This is a genomic window from Serratia sp. NPDC087055, from assembly GCF_044900985.1.
Taxonomy (GTDB): Bacteria; Pseudomonadota; Gammaproteobacteria; order Enterobacterales; family Enterobacteriaceae; genus Serratia.
Genome location: NZ_JBJDOG010000001.1, coordinates 817,190 through 835,641, shown reverse-complemented (window position 1 = coordinate 835,641; position 18,452 = coordinate 817,190). Strand labels below are relative to the sequence as shown.

15 protein-coding genes, 2 tRNA genes and 2 other RNA genes are annotated in these 18,452 nt (G+C 49.5%); 11 read left to right on the top strand and 8 right to left on the bottom strand.

From position 1 onward, the window contains the following. Positions 1–99 precede the first annotated feature (99 nt). A complete protein-coding gene (locus ACI2J2_RS03925) occupies positions 100–1,737 on the bottom strand; it encodes an ABC transporter substrate-binding protein (RefSeq protein ID WP_404759445.1) in 1,638 nt (545 codons plus the stop codon). 690 nt (positions 1,738–2,427) lie between these two features. After that, positions 2,428–3,072 (bottom strand): YchE family NAAT transporter, encoded by a 645-nt coding sequence (locus tag ACI2J2_RS03920; protein ID WP_037425714.1) that lies wholly within the window; start codon positions 3,070–3,072, stop codon positions 2,428–2,430. 525 nt (positions 3,073–3,597) lie between these two features. Here ACI2J2_RS03920 and adhE point away from each other — a divergent pair. Then, positions 3,598–6,270 (top strand): bifunctional acetaldehyde-CoA/alcohol dehydrogenase, encoded by a 2,673-nt coding sequence (gene adhE / locus ACI2J2_RS03915; protein WP_209633882.1) that lies wholly within the window; start codon positions 3,598–3,600, stop codon positions 6,268–6,270. A gap of 124 nt (positions 6,271–6,394) precedes the next feature. Here the strand turns inward: adhE and ACI2J2_RS03910 are convergent, their stop codons facing one another. Next, a complete protein-coding gene (locus ACI2J2_RS03910) occupies positions 6,395–6,979 on the bottom strand; it encodes a thymidine kinase (RefSeq protein ID WP_261444212.1) in 585 nt (194 codons plus the stop codon). Positions 6,980–7,678: 699 nt separating this feature from the next. Between ACI2J2_RS03910 and hns the strand changes: the two genes are divergently transcribed. Beyond that, a complete protein-coding gene (hns, locus tag ACI2J2_RS03905) occupies positions 7,679–8,086 on the top strand; it encodes a histone-like nucleoid-structuring protein H-NS (protein ID WP_006321188.1) in 408 nt (135 codons plus the stop codon). 209 nt (positions 8,087–8,295) lie between these two features. On the opposite strand, the gene ACI2J2_RS03900 is transcribed toward hns, so the two are convergent. The 5 genes from ACI2J2_RS03900 to rssA form a co-directional block, all read right to left on the bottom strand. Next, positions 8,296–9,306, bottom strand: coding sequence for an NAD-dependent epimerase (locus ACI2J2_RS03900; protein WP_404759444.1), 1,011 nt, complete (start codon positions 9,304–9,306; stop codon positions 8,296–8,298). 9 nt (positions 9,307–9,315) lie between these two features. Beyond that, on the bottom strand, positions 9,316–10,659 hold the full coding sequence (locus tag ACI2J2_RS03895) for a UDP-glucose dehydrogenase family protein (protein ID WP_404759443.1): 1,344 nt from the start codon (positions 10,657–10,659) through the stop codon (positions 9,316–9,318). A gap of 43 nt (positions 10,660–10,702) precedes the next feature. Continuing rightward, positions 10,703–11,620, bottom strand: a complete 918-nt coding sequence (gene galU / locus ACI2J2_RS03890) for a UTP--glucose-1-phosphate uridylyltransferase GalU (protein ID WP_404759442.1) — start codon at positions 11,618–11,620, stop codon at positions 10,703–10,705. Positions 11,621–11,819: 199 nt separating this feature from the next. Then, the gene (gene rssB, locus ACI2J2_RS03885) at positions 11,820–12,833 is read right to left on the bottom strand and encodes a two-component system response regulator RssB (protein WP_404759441.1); all 1,014 of its coding nucleotides are present in this window, start codon (positions 12,831–12,833) and stop codon (positions 11,820–11,822) included. A gap of 105 nt (positions 12,834–12,938) precedes the next feature. Continuing rightward, the gene (rssA, locus tag ACI2J2_RS03880; protein WP_209633895.1) at positions 12,939–13,844 is read right to left on the bottom strand and encodes a patatin-like phospholipase RssA; all 906 of its coding nucleotides are present in this window, start codon (positions 13,842–13,844) and stop codon (positions 12,939–12,941) included. A 142-nt stretch (positions 13,845–13,986) separates the two neighbouring features. On the opposite strand from rssA, the gene ACI2J2_RS03875 reads away from it, so the two are divergent. From ACI2J2_RS03875 to ACI2J2_RS03835, 9 genes are all read left to right on the top strand, one after another. Then, positions 13,987–14,451 carry a YchJ family protein gene (locus ACI2J2_RS03875; RefSeq protein WP_209633897.1) on the top strand — a complete coding sequence of 155 codons (465 nt, stop codon included), beginning with the start codon at positions 13,987–13,989 and terminating at the stop codon, positions 14,449–14,451. A gap of 125 nt (positions 14,452–14,576) precedes the next feature. Beyond that, positions 14,577–15,425, top strand: a complete 849-nt coding sequence (purU, locus tag ACI2J2_RS03870) for a formyltetrahydrofolate deformylase (RefSeq protein WP_209633899.1) — start codon at positions 14,577–14,579, stop codon at positions 15,423–15,425. A gap of 158 nt (positions 15,426–15,583) precedes the next feature. Continuing rightward, positions 15,584–15,668 (top strand) — tRNA-Tyr (locus ACI2J2_RS03865). A 195-nt stretch (positions 15,669–15,863) separates the two neighbouring features. Further along, a tRNA-Tyr gene (locus ACI2J2_RS03860) sits at positions 15,864–15,948 on the top strand. Positions 15,949–15,992: 44 nt separating this feature from the next. Further along, a non-coding RNA gene (locus ACI2J2_RS03855) (RtT sRNA) lies at positions 15,993–16,118 on the top strand. 44 nt (positions 16,119–16,162) lie between these two features. Then, positions 16,163–16,288, top strand: a non-coding RNA gene (locus ACI2J2_RS03850) — RtT sRNA. 222 nt (positions 16,289–16,510) lie between these two features. After that, the gene (locus ACI2J2_RS03845; protein WP_265553572.1) at positions 16,511–17,083 is read left to right on the top strand and encodes a TIGR00730 family Rossman fold protein; all 573 of its coding nucleotides are present in this window, start codon (positions 16,511–16,513) and stop codon (positions 17,081–17,083) included. A gap of 102 nt (positions 17,084–17,185) precedes the next feature. Continuing rightward, the gene (xthA, locus tag ACI2J2_RS03840) at positions 17,186–17,992 is read left to right on the top strand and encodes an exodeoxyribonuclease III (protein WP_404759440.1); all 807 of its coding nucleotides are present in this window, start codon (positions 17,186–17,188) and stop codon (positions 17,990–17,992) included. Between the two features lie 45 nt (positions 17,993–18,037). Next, a complete protein-coding gene (locus tag ACI2J2_RS03835; protein ID WP_404759439.1) occupies positions 18,038–18,439 on the top strand; it encodes a pyrimidine (deoxy)nucleoside triphosphate diphosphatase in 402 nt (133 codons plus the stop codon). Positions 18,440–18,452 lie beyond the last annotated feature (13 nt).

Genomic DNA, 18,452 nt, shown 5'->3' with positions numbered 1-18,452 from the left:
CCGTGAGCGGACCTTGTTAAACCGACTGCCGAGGAACGAATACGGCAGTTGGCCTTCCCTGTATTACTCACCGTTGTTTGCGTGACGTAATACCCCTCGTTACTGCTTGATGATGTACAGATTTTTCACATCGGTGTAATCCAGTGGATCTTTACCCGTAAAGCCCCCCACCGACGGTCTGATTAGGCGTGCGCTAACGCGGTAATACACCGGGATCAGCGCCGAGTCTTTATCCAACTGAGCCTCCGCCTGCTGATACAGCGCTGCTCGTGCAGCCTCGTCCGGCGCTTTTAGCGTGCTGGCCATGATGGCGTCAAACGCTGGGCTCTTATAAAAAATTGTGTTGATGCTGCTGTTGGAGAGCACCAGATTCAGGAAAGCGCTGGGTTCGTTGTAATCACCGCACCAGGTAGCACGTGCCACGTCGTACTGACCTTGATGGCGGCTTTCCAGCGAAGTCTTCCACTCCTGATTGCGCAGCGTAACCTCAGCACCAAGGTTTTTCTTCCACATCGAAGCGGCGGCGATGGCCTGCTGCTTATTTTGATCTGAGGTGTTGTACAACAGCGTAAACTTAAGCGGCTTGGCTGCGCTGAAACCCGCTTGCTCCAACAGCTTCTTCGCCTCGGCATTGCGCTGTTCCTGGCTCCACCCTGCCCATTCTGGCGCAGTGAATTTGGCACCTTCGGTAAAGGTTGGCGTAAAGCTGTAAGCAGGGATCTGACCCTGGCCCATGATTTTGTTAGCGATAATGTCGCGGTCTAGCGTCAATTTCACTGCAGCACGCACCCGCGGATCGGTAAAGGGCGCGCGCTGGTTGTTAATCTCGTAATAAAAGGTGCACAGGTATGGGTTAACGTGCAATTGCTCAGGGATCTCTTTCTTCATCTTCACGAACAGGTTCGGCGGGATAGCACTGTTGGTGATGTCGATCTCCCCGCTACGGAAGCGGTTGACGTCACTGACTTCTGAAGCAATCGGCAAGAACGTTGCCTTGTCGATAATCGTCTTCTTGTTGTTCCAGTAGCTCGGGCTGCGTTCAAGCACAATGCGCTCATTCACCACCCACTCGTTCAAACGGTAAGCGCCATTGCCAACATAGTTCGCCGGCAGCGTCCATTTATCGCCAAACTTTTCAACAACCGAACGCTTTACCGGTTTAAGCGAGGTATGGCTCAGCATGTTGATAAAATACGGCACCGGCTCACTCAGGGATACCTGCAGCGTTTTGTCGTCGATAGCCTTAACCCCGAGCGTTTGCGGGCTTTTCTTCCCGGTCAGGATATCGTCGATATTTTCAATCTTGGCGTACTGCAGATAGCTGGCATAGGGGGAACCGGTTTTCGGATCTGCCAGGCGCTGCCAGCTATAGACAAAGTCTTGAGCTGTGACCGGAGAGCCGTCACTCCACACCGCGTCGGGTCGCAGGTGGAAAGTCCAGGTTTTAAAATCCTGGTTTTCCCACTGGGTTGCCGCTGCCGGTACCACATGCCCATTAGCATCGGTGCTGACCAACCCTTCCAACAGGTTCAGAATAATATTACTTTCCGGAATTCCCTCGACCTTATGCGGATCCAATGAAGCCACTTCAGTGCCGTTATTAATGACAATGTTCTGCTGTTGCGCCAATTGTACGCCGGCCGGAACATCGGCCGCTTGAGCAGAATAAACGGCGCTGATGCTCAGCAAGCCGGCAATGAACATCGCCAATGGAGTGCGCTTTCGGGTTTGCTGCATGATCGAGGCTCCTTTTCACCAACAAGCATTGCTTATCGATATTCGTGAAGTATTTATAAGAATTCTAAATAACAGGCACCAGCAAAAATCATTCCCACTTTGACGACGCGATGCGGTTAATGACGCGTAGAAAGTTGCTCGGAAATTAGCAGAAGGCAAATTCCATAGCCAATAATTTTTACAGAAATGTTAAGCAATTCTCTTTTATTGCATCAAGCACGATCTTCCCCCCTGACTAGCGAGAGACGGGCCGCCATAATAACATCATGATTTTTATCATAATAAATTAAAAATAGACAATGAAAGCCGTGCACAGCAAACCCAAACACCAAGCAAAGAAACATTCAGTTAACAAAGTTGCGCTTCAAAGAACAAACACCTGCTTATGTGCTGTTAATCACTAATAACACCTGGATGAAAGCGAGACAAGCCCTACAGAATGATGTGATTAAATTAACAGCAAATTTGATGTTCAGTAGGTTAAAAAGGGGAATAATGGCGGGAGATAAAGGCTAAAAACAACGCTTAGGAGTTTTATTGAACAACAAATTGGCATTTATGCCACATTGTGGTGCAACTGAATAGAATTCATTCATATTGCGCACTATATTAATGCGAACCAATAATTGATTTTAATTCTTAAAAATAATTTGAGCCACGAATAATCCTATTCGCGGCTCACCTGTCAGATTAGAGCAGCCCCGGGAAAATGGCCTTAATACCGGTAACGATAAACTCAATCCCCAATGCCATCAGCAACAACCCCATGATTCGGGTGATTACGTTAATGCCGGTTTGTCCCAATAAACGCACCAATAGTGGAGCAGCACGGAACAACAACCAACAGCAGAAAGCGAACAACGCAATGGCCAGAGTAAACCCCAACAGGTTTTGCCAGCTGTGGTAACGAGAGCTCCAGACAATCGTAGAACTGATAGCACCCGGCCCCGCCATCAGTGGCAATGCCAGCGGCACGACACCAATACTTTCGCGGATCGCGCTCTCTGACTTCTCCTGTTTATTCTGTTTGTCCTCACCCAGCTTCCCGCTGATCATCGACATCGCAATGGTCACCACCAAGATACCGCCGGCAATTCGGAACGAATCAATAGAGATGCCGAACATGCGCAAAATCCCTTCCCCCAAAAAGAGCGAGGTCCACAGGATAATGGCGACCGACAGGTTAGCGGTCAGATTTGTTTTATTGCGCCCTGCCGCTGCCTGGTAGCTGGTCATGCTGATAAATACCGGCAAAATGCCCACCGGGTTCACCAGCGCAAACAGGCCGACAAAAAATTTAATGAAGCCGGAAAAATCTAACAGAGATTGGCCCACAAATGACTCCGCTTTAATAGCTTTAAAAGTGACACTGCCTACGCGCGCTAATGTAATGGAATTGCCACGGGTAATCCATGGGTCTTGAGCGGGATTTTTATCTATTCATATCCATAATGATAAAACAATTCACTATTGTTAAAGCAATGTACGGTTTATGATTTTTTATGTTGAGAAAAGTGCCTGACATCACAGTTATCAAGAATGATTCTCAAAAACTTACAGCTGAATGGTGTCAGCTTGCGCTTTTTATGATTTAAATCACAAAATCACTAACCAAGAGTAGTTAAGCTCTTAGTCGTAGTCAGGGAGTAGAACAGGTTAAGGAAAAAGTGGCATCTCTGTTCGGCCCGCTGTCTTCTCCTGCTGAAGCATCGGGTAAAGCTCTTTAAGCAAATCAGCAGCATGCAGCACAAAAAGGTGGAAAGCCTTTGTTTTTTAAACAGCATTTTCCATCATTCTGTCTATACTAGTGGCTCGCACGGCTGATTTACTGAAAGAGTTTAACATTATCAGGAGAGCATTATGGCTGTAACAAATGTCGCTGAACTGAACGAGCTAGTTGCACGAGTCAAAAAAGCCCAGCGCGAATATGCCAACTTCACTCAAGAGCAAGTTGATAAAATTTTCCGCGCTGCTGCCCTCGCCGCTGCCGATGCCCGCATTCCTCTGGCTAAATTGGCCGTCGAAGAATCCGGTATGGGTATCGTTGAAGATAAAGTGATCAAGAACCACTTTGCATCAGAGTTTATCTACAACGCCTATAAAGATGAAAAAACCTGCGGCATCCTGTCAGAAGACGATACTTTCGGTACCATCACTATCGCCGAGCCTATTGGCCTGATTTGCGGTATCGTGCCAACCACCAACCCGACTTCTACGGCCATTTTCAAAGCATTAATCAGCCTGAAAACCCGTAACGGCATTATCTTCTCCCCACACCCACGTGCGAAAAACGCGACCAATAAGGCCGCCGATATCGTGCTGCAGGCAGCGATTGCCGCCGGGGCACCAAAAGACATCGTAGGCTGGATCGACCAACCTACCGTTGAACTGTCCAACCAATTGATGCACCACCCTGACATCAACCTGATCCTCGCAACCGGTGGTCCAGGCATGGTGAAAGCCGCCTACAGCTCCGGCAAACCGGCAATCGGCGTTGGCGCAGGTAACACCCCGGTAGTGGTTGACGAAACCGCAGACATTAAGCGCGTCGTTGCTTCAATTCTGATGTCTAAAACCTTCGACAGCGGTGTGATTTGCGCCTCTGAGCAATCTGTCATCGTGGTTGACTCCATCTATGATGCCGTGCGCGAACGTTTCGCTACCCACGGTGGCTATATGCTGCAGGGTAAAGAGCTGAAAGCCGTACAGGACATCATCCTGAAAAACGGTGGCTTAAACGCAGCTATCGTTGGTCAGTCCGCACCGAAAATCGCTGAAATGGCCGGCATTAAAGTGCCAGCAAGCACCAAGGTGCTGATCGGTGAAGTGAAACTGGTTGATGAAACCGAGCCTTTCGCTCACGAAAAACTGTCCCCTACACTGGCTATGTATCGTGCCAAAGACTTCGCGGACGCTGTCAGCAAAGCGGAGAAACTGGTCGCGATGGGCGGCATCGGTCATACATCTTGTCTGTACACCGACCAGGATAACCAGCCGGAACGCGTTGCCTTCTTCGGCGACAAGATGAAAACCGCGCGTATCCTGATCAACACCCCTGCCTCTCAGGGGGGTATCGGTGACCTGTACAACTTTAAACTCGCTCCGTCTCTGACGTTGGGCTGCGGTTCCTGGGGCGGTAACTCCATCTCTGAAAACGTCGGTCCAAAACACCTGATCAACAAGAAAACTGTAGCGAAGCGAGCAGAAAACATGTTGTGGCATAAACTTCCGAAATCAATCTACTTCCGCCGTGGCTCATTGCCTATCGCGCTGGAAGAAGTAGCGACCGACGGGGCAAAACGCGCCTTCATTGTGACCGACCGCTACCTGTTCAATAACGGCTATGCTGACCAGATCACCTCGGTTCTGAAGTCACACGGTATTGAAACAGAAGTGTTCTTTGAAGTTGAAGCAGACCCAACGCTGTCCATCGTGCGTAAAGGCGCTGAACAGATGAACTCCTTCAAACCAGACGTGATTATCGCGCTGGGTGGCGGTTCACCGATGGATGCGGCGAAGATCATGTGGGTATTGTACGAACATCCTGAAACCCATTTCGAAGACCTGGCGCTGCGCTTTATGGATATCCGTAAGCGTATCTACAAGTTCCCGAAAATGGGCGTCAAAGCAAAAATGATTGCCGTGACGACAACTTCAGGTACCGGTTCAGAAGTCACGCCGTTTGCGGTAGTGACCGACGACGTAACTGGCCAGAAATACCCACTGGCTGACTACGCACTGACGCCAGACATGGCCATCGTTGATGCTAATCTGGTGATGAACATGCCAAAATCCCTGTGCGCCTTTGGCGGCCTGGATGCGGTGACCCACGCACTGGAAGCGTATGTTTCAGTACTGGCGAACGAATACTCAGACGGCCAAGCGCTGCAAGCGTTGAAATTGCTGAAAGAATATCTGCCAGCCAGCTACAAAGAAGGTGCCAAGAATCCGATTGCCCGTGAGCGTGTGCACAATGCCGCAACGATTGCCGGTATCGCCTTCGCTAACGCCTTCCTGGGGGTGTGCCACTCAATGGCCCACAAACTGGGCTCTGAGTTCCATATCCCACATGGCTTGGCTAATGCCATGCTGATCTCCAACGTTATTCGCTATAACGCGAATGACAATCCAACCAAGCAAACGGCGTTCAGCCAGTACGACCGCCCTCAAGCGCGTCGTCGTTACGCTGAAATCGCCGACCACCTCGGCTTGAGTGCACCGGGCGACCGTACCGCACAGAAAATCGAGAAGCTGCTGACCTGGCTGGACGAGATCAAAGCTGAACTGGGTATCCCGGCGTCAATTCGTGAAGCCGGTGTCACAGAAGCTGATTTCTTGGCTAAGGTCGACAAACTGTCTGAAGATGCCTTTGACGACCAATGTACCGGTGCCAACCCGCGCTACCCGCTGATTGCCGAGTTGAAGCAAATCATGCTGGATACCTTCTACGGCCGTAAGTTCAGTGAAGCGGTTGATGAAGAAGTTTTGGCAGCACCGGTTGCGGCTAAAGCAGAAAAAAAGACCAAGAAATAACGGTTAATTAAACCAACAAAAAACCGCCGAAAGGCGGTTTTTTTATCTTGCGTTGCACCTCAAACTGCCAGGTAACTACCCCCACGCTAAAACGCTGCCAGAGGTACCCTACAGCACCCACATTTTACTCTAGTGCCTGTAGTGCTTCCTTATAATGCTTACGGCAAACGGAGACGTAGCTCTCGTTACCGCCTATCACTACCTGCTCGCCAGCATGCATCGCCTGCCCACTTTCATCCAGCCGCAGTACCATGTTCGCCTTGCGCCCACAGTGGCAGATGGTTTTCAATTCCACCAGCTTATCCGCCCAGGCCAGCAAATATTGACTGCCGATGAACAACTCACCCAGGAAGTCGGTACGCAAGCCGTAACACAGAACCGGAATATCCAGTTGGTCAACAACATCACATAGCTGCTCGACCTGTTCCTTCGTCAAGAACTGGCTTTCATCCAACAAGACGCAGTGTACGGGTTGCTGCTGATGCTCCTGCGCGATCATCGCATAAAGCATCGACTCATTATTATAGAGCTGTGCCTGGGATGACAGCCCGATCCGCGAGCTCACCTTGCCAACACCGAAGCGGTGGTCTATTTCGGCAGTAAACACCAGTGTACGCATACCACGTTCTTGATAATTATATGAAGATTGCAACAACGCGGTAGATTTCCCTGCGTTCATAGCAGAGTAATAAAAATAAAGTTGAGCCATGGGCCCGTAACTCCAATGGTATAAGAAATATTCAGACGTTGATTCAGAAGCCAAGTGTACCATAACCTGCTGGCCTGCTCACGCCTCCAACTTAATCAATAACCAGGCAAACGAATACCAAACTTTCAAATGAAACATTCCATTCTGCACCACTGCGCTTTTACATCTATTTACAGGACGATCCCTGTCTGTCATCACATTTAATTACTGCTAATGATTAGCATCAGGCATTAATCGTCTGTCAGTGAAGAGAACCCCCCAGCATGACGCCGGGTTGGTAAAGGATTAAATCTATTAACGCCCGCAGACAGCGCTTCGGCGTATTTAATGGCATAAAAAAGCCAGCAGCACAGTTCTTGACGTTATCTTTACTCTTATACCCCCATTGTTTACAGTGTTTGCATACTAAAGCACGTGATTTAACCCACAAAACTCATCGTAATATTGATATAAAACACAATTATAACTTAGTCCTGAATGCCTTTCTGGTGCGGTAATCATACCGCCACTGTTGAAAATTTGACTTAAAAATTGAGCTTGTAATACTTATGTCTTCTCCCTATATTTGCCAGAGAGTTCTGATTACGCCTTTTTAAAAGATGAATTTGAGCGTTCCTTTCAATTTGTCTATTGCAGAAAAGAAAAGAGCACTCTATTATTATCCAGACGCCCCCACCAATATAATTTGAGACTAGGACAATGAGCGAAGCATTAAAGATTTTGAACAACATCCGTACTCTACGCGCACAAGCAAGAGAATGCAGCCTGGAAACGCTGGAAGAGATGCTTGAAAAACTGGAAGTTGTTGTGAACGAACGTCGCGAAGAAGACAGCCAGGCTCAAGCAGAAGTTGAAGAACGCACCCGTAAACTGCAGCAATATCGTGAAATGCTGATTGCTGACGGTATTGACCCAAATGAACTGCTGCAAACTATGGCTGCAACTAAAGCAGCAGGTAAAGCTAAACGTGCAGCACGTCCGGCTAAATATCAATATAAAGACGAAAACGGCGAACTGAAAACCTGGACCGGCCAGGGCCGTACCCCAGCAGTGATTAAGAAAGCTATCGAAGAGCAAGGTAAATCCCTGGACGATTTCCTGCTGTAATAGCGTTCCGCTGCATGTTAAAAAGGCTCCCCAGGGAGCCTTTTTGTTATGCTTAAAACGCCTGGAAAGGCAGCTTATACAAACCCGGTTTTACACAATAATCTGAAGCAGGCCATCTCAATCATTCACCTCCCAAATTGCCACCCTGCCTTTCCTCAAGCATAAAAAAAGGGGCCTAAGCCCCTTATAGCATTTTACGCGCTGTTCAATTACTGAACTTTATAAAATGACTTATACCATTCAACAAAGCGTTTCACGCCTTCTTCAACACCCGTTTCCGGCTTAAACCCTATCACACGATAGAGCTCCGCAGTATCAGCACTGGTATCGAGTACATCGCCAGGTTGCATTGGCAACATATTTTTGCGTGCTTCCATCCCTAATGCCTGCTCCAGTGCCTTGATATATTCCATCAGCTTCACGGGCGTGCTATTGCCGATATTATAGACATGATACGGAGCAGAACTGGTCGCCGGCGAGCCCTGTTCAACTGTCCAAGCTGGATTTGATTGAGGAATAACCGCCTGCAACCGGACAATAGCCTCGGAGATATCGTCAATGTAGGTAAAGTCACGGTGCATCTCCCCGTGGTTATATACATCGATACTTTCGCCAGCCAATATAGCTTTAGTGAATTTAAACAGCGCCATATCCGGGCGCCCCCACGGGCCATATACGGTAAAGAAACGCAGCCCAGTGGTAGGCAGACCATATAAGTGGGAATAGCTGTGTGACATCAGCTCATTGGCTTTTTTAGTCGCCGCGTACAATGAGATTGGATGATCGACAGAGTCTTCCGTAGCAAATGGCAACTTGCGATTCAGGCCATATACCGAACTGGAAGAAGCATATAACAAATGCTCGACTTTATTGTGGCGACACCCTTCCAATACGTTTAAATGACCGATGAGATTCGTATCCGCATACGCTAACGGATTTTCCAGCGAATAACGCACCCCGGCTTGTGCCCCCAGGTGAATCACTCGCTGAAATTTATGCTCTGCAAACAGCGTTGCCATGCCTTCTCGATCGGCTAAATCCAGCTTGATAAACTGGAAGGCAGGCTTGTCCGCAAGCAGGTCAAGACGGGCCATTTTCAGACCCACATCGTAATAATCATTCAGGTTGTCGATACCGACAACCTGATGCCCAGCGGCCAACAAGCGCTCAGCAGCGTGATAACCAATAAATCCTGCCGCACCTGTAACCAGGAATTTCATATATGTCCCTTAAATAACTGGCTGAATGGATGCACCGCGACCGATCGCATAATAGGTAAAACCACGGTTTTCCAAACGTTCCGGATCAAACAGATTGCGACCATCAAAGATCACCGGTTGCTTCAGCGTGTTTTTAATTATGTCGAAGTCTGGCGCACGGAAATTCTGCCATTCGGTGCAGATAACCAGCGCGTCAGCACCGTGCAACGCCGCTTCTTTGGTGCCTACCAGCTTCAGGTCATCACGCTGACCGTAAATGCGCTGTACTTCGTTCATCGCTTCAGGATCGTAGGCCTGGACGGTAGCACCGGCCTCCCACAGTTGCTCCATCAGAACGCGGCTGGAGGCTTCACGCATATCGTCAGTATTTGGCTTGAATGCCAAACCCCACAGCGCAAAAGTTTTGCCTTTCAAGTCTTCACCAAAGTGATGCTTGATAAACTTGGTCAGCTTATATTTCTGTTGGTAGTTAACCTGCTCTACAGCCTGCAACAGTTTTGGCTGGTAACCGATATGCTCGGCCGTGCGAATCAGTGCCTGGACGTCTTTCGGGAAACATGAACCGCCGTAGCCGCACCCTGGATAGATAAAGTGGTAGCCGATACGGGAATCAGAACCGATACCCTGGCGTACTTTTTCAATATCCGCACCCAACATTTCAGCCAGGTTAGACATTTCATTCATAAAGCTGATTTTGGTAGCCAGCATGCAGTTAGCAGCGTATTTGGTCAGCTCAGCACTGCGAATATCCATCATAATCATGCGATCGTGATTGCGGTTAAACGGCTCGTACAGCTCACGAATAGGCTCGATTACATCCATGTTATCGGTACCAATCACGATACGTTCAGGGCGCATGCAATCCGCAACTGCCGCACCTTCTTTCAAAAACTCTGGATTGGAAACCACGTCGAAAGCTATGGAGCTACCGCGCTTCTGCAACGTTTCTTGCATAACCTGGCGGACTTTATCTGCGGTACCTACCGGCACGGTAGATTTATCGATCACCACTTTGTGATCTGTCATGTGTTCCGCGATGGTACGCGCTACAGCCGTCACATATTTCAAATCGGCAGAACCGTCTTCGTCCGGCGGTGTACCTACAGCAATGAACTGAATGCTGCCATGTGCAACACCCGCTTTCGCATCGGTGGTGAACTGCAAACGACCGGCTTCATAGTTTTTTTGCACCAACGGCGTCAGGCCCGGTTCAAAAATAGGGATGTTCCCTTTCTTCAGGTTTTCGACTTTACGTTCGTCTATATCAATACACATAACGTCATGGCCAACTTCGGCCAGGACTGCTGCCTGCACCAAACCAACGTAGCCAATACCAAAAACTGTTACTTTCATGGGAAAATCCTAGTTTTTCAAATTAAGATGAAAGATAAATAAATTATTTCTTATCAGCGGCCAGCAATTGACTCAACCACTGAGAAAACTCTTGCCCTAACCCGGTATGGCGCATGCCATATTCAACAAAGGCCTTCATATAGCCCAGTTTGTTACCGCAATCATGGCTAATCCCTTTTAGGTGATAGGCCTCTACCGTTTCTTGCTGCATCAGCATTTCGATACTGTCGGTAAGCTGGATTTCACCACCGGCGCCCGGCGGTGTTTTTGACAGTAATGGCCAGATATCGGCGGAAAGCACATAGCGACCAACAATGGCCAAGTTAGACGGGGCTTCATCCGGCGAAGGTTTTTCGACAACGCTGACCATCGGCGCGCTTTCGCCAGGTTGCAGTTCATACCCTTTACAATCAGCCACACCGTAATTACCCACATCTTTATGGGGCACGGGCTCGACCATAATTTGGCTGACGCCGGTTTGCTCAAACCGCTCTAACATTTCGTGCAAATTATCTTTTTTCAGGTCAGCACTGTACTCATCGAGGATCACATCCGGCAAAATCACGGCGACCGGCTCGTCGCCCACCAGTGGATAAGCGCACATAATCGCATGCCCCAACCCTTTTGCTACCCCTTGACGTACCTGCATCACAGTAACGCCCTTCGGGCAAATAGACTGTACTTCGTCCAGCAACTGACGTTTAACACGTTTTTCCAGCATCGCTTCAAGTTCGAAACTCGTGTCAAAATGGTTTTCGATCGAATTCTTGGAGGAATGGGTAACCAACACAATCTCGTTAATTCCAGCCGCAATACATTCATTGACAACGTATTGGATCAAGGGTTTGTCAACCAGCGGCAGCATTTCTTTTGGAATGGCTTTTGTCGCTGGCAACATCCGTGTTCCCAAGCCTGCAACCGGGATCACAGCCTTTCTGACTTTACGATTTACAGCAGGCATTATTTCCTCTCTTAATGTTGCTCATTTTATGAGCTTTTTCACCATATGAAAAACCTTCGGAGTATACCAGCTTATGAGTGTCTGGCATTAACCTCAGCACAAATAGAAAAAAATTAAGACAATTACTCAATCTATGGCCTGAGGAAGTAATAGGCACATCGAATATTTGTATTTCAAATAATAATTTTTAAGGATCACGTTATTCGGTACTGAGCATCAACCGCAGCCTACCGCCAGCGCCCCAAACCTGACACTGCCAGGCTGCACAGTGTTGGCTGATTTGGTTCATGTAGGTCGCACCCAGCGTGCCAAGCGGGACACCATTGTTCAGTTGAATTTGATTATCACCGGTATTAACGCTGGCATGAAGACCTGCTGAGACCAAAATCAGGTTTTTATATTCGGTGTGATAATAGCCGACCAACAATGGGAATTGCCCTTCCAGCTTGCCTTGACGTAATAATTGATTAACTTGCTTTAACAATGCGGTCATTTGCGGCAGCCGATGACGCTGATTAGCTAAATGGTCCTGTAACAAACCATTAAATAAAGCACGTAATAGCAACGCCGCTAATACGCCGTTATCTCCTGCACGAGTGACATCCAAACAATAGAACGCCAGATCTTTATCCGACAGTGCTGCTATATCCAACACCAAACCCGGGTTCTCACCGGTCGTTAATTGCCGGTAATTAATCCGGCAATGAGCAATGGTCTGTTGCACCGGAGGCTGCAGCTGTTTGAGCAACCTTACGGCTTCAGACGGATTTTTACTCAATGCATCCCAGTCCTGAAGCAGTTCCACCTCTTCGATAGCCTGGGAGGTAAACATATTGGGGTACAGGCAACCCAACACCGACTCGCGCAGGCGGTTGAGATCGGTCACGGGTTTTAACAGTACGTCCTGTACCCCCAAACGCAATACCTTGGCGATATCCGCCATTTTATCGGTGGCCGATATCACCAGCACCGGAATTTGCACGCCTTGTAGACGGAGATGCTCAACAAACTCTATCCCGCCCATTTCCGGCATCGCCAGATCGCACAAAATCAAGTCGGGCTTAACGTCATCCACAGCACTCAGCGCTTGCAATCCATTGGTCGCCTCACTGGTTTCTGCGCCCAACGACGTCAAGTAGCCAACAAGCACAGAACGAAAAACCAGTTCGTCCTCAACGACTAAAATGCGCTTGTGAGTCAATGGTAATGCCATCAGCCGAGCCTCTTCCCTTTCCATAGTGTAATAGTGGCTCAAAAAGGCCATTTCTGCTTGTCGGAAATGGTCTCTATCGCAGACCACCTCCGCAATATCTGATAATTATTTGTTTTTTATTAACGGTAAAAGTGCATCAATCTGTTTTTCAACGGCTAATTTACCCGCTGCAATCGCTTCTTCGGCACGATGGAAATCCAACGTCGAGATTTGCGGACAATAAGGTTGGATCAATACATCTGGCGGGTCACCCGCCATACGATTACGTTTCAGTCGATTTTCCAAAACCTGGATCGACGTCCCCATAATTTCCATCGCCGTCGGCGTAAAATTGGGCTTTCTGGTCGTCATTTTGCTGATACGGTCTCTTAAACGCCCCCGCCAATTCTCCGTGGGGATATCGCCTGACGTTTCCGCGTCATGATGGCGTACAGAGAATAAATCCTGCTGCATCAGATGCGCATCATGTTGCAAGTCAACGGCAATAACGAGATCGGCTCCCAGGGCTCGTGTTAATGAGATAGGCACAGGATTCACTACCGCACCATCCACCAGCCAATAACCATCAAACCACACCGGTGCCAACAAGCCGGGCATGCTGCACGAGGCACGCACTGCCTGATGAATATCTCCTTCGGTCAACCACAACTCCCGTCCCGTACTGAGGTTCGTCGTTACTGCACCGAACTTTAGCGAACACTCGGCGATATCGTTGATTTCTAATAATTGCCCCACCGCATTGAACACCCGCTCGCCGCGTAATAGACCGCCCCGCCGCCAGGAAAGATCCATCAAGCGGATCACATCCCAATAGCTAAAAGAACGAACCCAGGCCTCCATGGCCGGTAAACGGTGGCTGGCAAAAGCGGCACCGACCAGTGCACCGACTGAGCAGCCGGCTACTATATCGACTTCAACCCCCAATTTCTTTAGCGCGTTGATCACGCCGATATGCGCCCACCCTTTAGCGGAACCTGCACCCAATGCCAGTCCAATCTTAATTTTCCGCATCTTTCCGCCTCTTGCCCGGTGAATTGTATCAACTCTGCTGCCAGCGTAGATTGTCACGATCGAATATTGTTAGGTAACATAGACGCTAAATACCTTTCAGCATCGGCCCGTTCTTATCGTTCCGGCCATTTTAGGAGTCAACTTGCCAGAATTATGCCCCTGCGGCGGCGGACTGGAGTATAGCGCATGCTGCGAACCCTACATCAATGGCACACAAACGCCACTGACCCCCGGTAAGTTGATGCGTTCACGCTTTAGCGCTTATGTGAAGCACAACGTCGATTACTTAATTGCGACCTGGCATCCCGACTGCCATGCCGCTGAATGGCGTAATGCAATCGTTGATAGCTTCAAGAACACTCAATGGCTTGGCCTGACGGTGGTAGAAGAAAAACAGGGCCATGAGAGCGATGAAGGTTTTGTCGAGTTTATTGCCCGCTTCATTGATAGCAACACCGGCGAACACAAGGCAATGCACGAACGTTCGCGCTTTCTTCAGCTTGAACAACGCTGGTACTATATTGATGGTACCAAACCCCAGCCTGGCAGAAATGCGATTTGCCCCTGTGGTTCAGGTAAAAAATATAAAAAGTGCTGCGGCCGTTAGCTGGCAGTTACTGAGACCCATAGATTTCAGACCGCTGCCATTTGGCAACAGTGTGAAAATGAAGATTATAAAAATGCTCGCCTGCGCAGACAGGACGTTCAGTATCAGACAGGATCCTCATCGCCATGCCACATCAAAATGTCCAAAGAAAAGTTTTGCGTACCATTTGTCCGGATGCCAAGGGCCTGATCGCCAAGATCACCAACATCTGTTACAAGCATGAACTCAACATTATTCAGAACAATGAGTTTGTTGATCACCGTACCGGTCGTTTCTTTATGCGTACCGAGTTGGAAGGTATTTTCAACGATACGACGCTTCTGGCAGATCTCGACGGTGCACTGCCGACGGGTTCCGTTCGTGAACTGCATAACTCCGGCCGTCGTCGCATCGTGGTTCTCGTGACCAAAGAAGCGCATTGCCTGGGCGATCTGCTGATGAAGAGCGCTTACGGCGGCCTGGATGTAGAGATTGCCGCGGTTATCGGCAACCATGATACGTTGCAAACGCTGGTTGAACGCTTCGATATTCCGTTCCACCTGGTCAGCCATGAAGGCCTGACGCGCGATCAGCACGATCAGAAAATGATGGCCCAGATTGACCAATACCAGCCAGACTACGTGGTACTGGCCAAGTATATGCGCGTGCTGACGCCAGCATTTGTGCAGCACTACCCGAATCAGGTGATCAATATCCACCATTCGTTCCTGCCAGCCTTTATTGGGGCAAGGCCTTATCATCAGGCTTACGAGCGTGGCGTGAAAATTATCGGTGCCACCGCGCACTACGTTAACGATAACCTGGACGAAGGCCCAATCATCATGCAGGACGTAATTCATGTCGATCATACCTATTCTGCTGACGACATGATGCGCGCGGGGCGTGATGTAGAGAAAAATGCGCTCAGCCGCGCGCTGTATCACGTGCTGGCGCAGCGCGTATTTGTCTACGGGAACCGAACAGTCATTCTATAATTGCTCAATAAAGCGGTGCCTTTCGTTCAGGGATGCACCGCCACGGGCAAAAAATCGGCAAACGATACATTTTCTGCATTTCAATACTTTACACGCCCGCTTCATTTGATATGATGCGCCCCGCTTACCGAGACAGATGTTTCGCAAGCAAGGCCAGTGGTGGGGTTCCCGAGCGGCCAAAGGGAGCAGACTGTAAATCTGCCGTCACAGACTTCGAAGGTTCGAATCCTTCCCCCACCACCATCTTCTCTCTGTTGATGAGAGCACAGCGCAAGCTGAAGCTGCATAAAACACGGAGGGAGAAGATGAGAAGCTTCGACAAGGTTCTAGCCGGGCGCAGAAAGACAACGCGTTTCAGCGAGGTAACACTTCAGACGAAGCGCCACAGGAATCTAGCCGATTTTCTGTTAAACAAACAAGTACAACCATGAATACCATGGTGGGGTTCCCGAGCGGCCAAAGGGAGCAGACTGTAAATCTGCCGTCACAGACTTCGAAGGTTCGAATCCTTCCCCCACCACCATTCTTATTTATTCCCCAGAATCAAATCAAACCTGAAAGCATCCATATCGCTCCTTACGGGGAAGGTGAGAAGCTTCGACAAGGTTCGAGTCTCACAACGTGAGACAACGCGCTTCAGCGCGGCCCACAGGGCGAGGAGTGTAACGACGAGTCATCCTTCCCCCACCACCATCCTTGTATATCCCCCCAAATAAAATCAAACCTGACAGTCTCTATACCACTCCGTATGGGGAAGGTGAGAAGCTTCGACAAGGTTCGAGTCTCACAACGTGAGACAACGCGCTTTAGCGCAGCCCGCAGGGTGAGTCGCTCTGCGACGAATAATCCTTCCCCCACCACCATCCTTATCTATTCCCCAGAATCAAATCAAACCTGAAAGCATCCCTATCACTCCTTACGGGAGGGATGAGAAGCTTCCCGTATTACAGCGTAAATATCCTCCTTTGGCCTCTCAGATTTAGCATTTATCAATTCCCTTAACCATTCAGCACATCCTCAACTTGAACTCCAGCTAACAATTCGCTATACCACTGACTTCTTTAATGCAGTAAGGAAAGAAGTGCATGCGTAACAATATCTGCGTTTTTTGTGGTGCCAGTGAAGGTGTCAATCCCGCTTATGCCGATAACGCGCGGCAATTGGGCCAAACACTTGCCGCTCAAGGCCGACGCTTAATCTATGGCGGCGGTAAGAAAGGATTAATGGGCATTGTGGCTGATGCCGTGCTTGCCGCCGGTGGCGAGGCAATTGGCATCATTCCTGAACGATTGGTAGAAGCGGAAACGGCGCACAGGGGCCTGACTGAGCTGGAAGTCGTGCCCGACATGCACACGCGTAAGGCTCGCATGGCAGCCCTGGCAGACGGTTTTATCGCGCTACCCGGTGGCATAGGCACGTTGGAAGAGCTGTTTGAAATCTGGACCTGGGGGCAGATCGGTTACCACAGCAAACCGGTTGGCCTGCTGGATGTTAACGGTTTTTATCGCCCGCTGAACGGGTTCTTGCAACATGTCGCCGATCAGGGCTTTATGCGCCATGACTACCTCGGCACCATGCACATCAGTGAGTCTGCGCACACCTTGCTGCAGCAGTTCGACGATTACCAGCCAAAGACTTACGATCGCTGGGCGAAATAGCACAGCATGCAGCTGGCGGCCATAGCCGCTGGCCTGCGTTACATTTCTGGCTAAACTCTGCTACTATCTCAACACATTTTTCTCGTAAAAACGGCATCGCTCATGAAGTTTGTCTCTTTTAATATCAATGGACTGCGTGCGCGTCCGCACCAACTGGCTGCCATCATCGAACAGCACCAACCTGACGTGATTGGCCTGCAAGAAACAAAAGTTCACGATGACATGTTCCCACTGGAAGACGTCAGCCAGTATGGTTATCACGTGTTCTATCACGGCCAGAAAGGCCACTACGGTGTAGCGCTGTTGACCAAAGAAAAACCGCTTGCCGTACGTCGCGGTTTCCCGACCGATGAAGAAGACGCGCAGCGCCGAATCATTATGGCCGATCTGGCGACGCCGCAAGGCACGCTGACGGTGATCAATGGTTACTTCCCTCAGGGCGAAAGCCGCGACCACCCTATCAAATTCCCCGCCAAGACACGCTTCTATCAGGACTTGCAAAACTACCTGGAGCAGCAAATGTCGGTGGACTCACCGGTACTGGTGATGGGTGACGTGAATATCAGCCCAAGTGATTATGATATTGGCATCGGCGAAGAAAGCCGCAAACGCTGGCTGCGCACCGGTAAGTGTTCCTTCTTGCCGGAAGAGCGTGAATGGATGGAGCGCCTACTGAATTGGGGTCTGGTAGATACCTACAGACACGCAAACCCAGGGCGTAACGATGAGTTTTCGTGGTTCGACTACCGCTCACGGGGTTTCGATGAAAACCGAGGTCTGCGTATCGATCTGCTGTTAGCCAGCACACCATTGGCTGCTCGCTGCACCGCAACCGGGATCGATTATCAGATCCGCGGAATGGAGAAACCCTCGGATCACGCCCCGGTCTGGGCGGAATTCTCGCTGTAATGAATCCAACCCCGGCCATTGCCGGGGTTTCGCTATGTGATAAAGATGAAAATAGTCGATGTTGTCGCTGCCATCATTGAAAAGAATGGCAAAATTTTACTGGCACAGCGTGATGCCAACAGCGATCAGGCCGGCCTGTGGGAATTTCCAGGCGGCAAAGTTGAACAAGGTGAAAGCCAACCACAAGCATTAGCGCGTGAACTGGACGAAGAGTTGGGGATTGTGGCCAGCGTCGGCAACTACGTAGCCAGCAATCAATGGCAACAGGACGAACGAGTGATTACGTTGCATGCCTGGCGTATTGCGGCATTCAGTGGCGAATTACAAAACCGTTGCCATTCCGACTTTGTGTGGTTAACGCCGGAGCAGGCATTTGACTATCCCCTGGCTCCGGCCGACGTGCCGTTACTTACCGCGTATATAGCTGCACTCGCCTCAGAGGCCTGAGCTATTAAGGTTA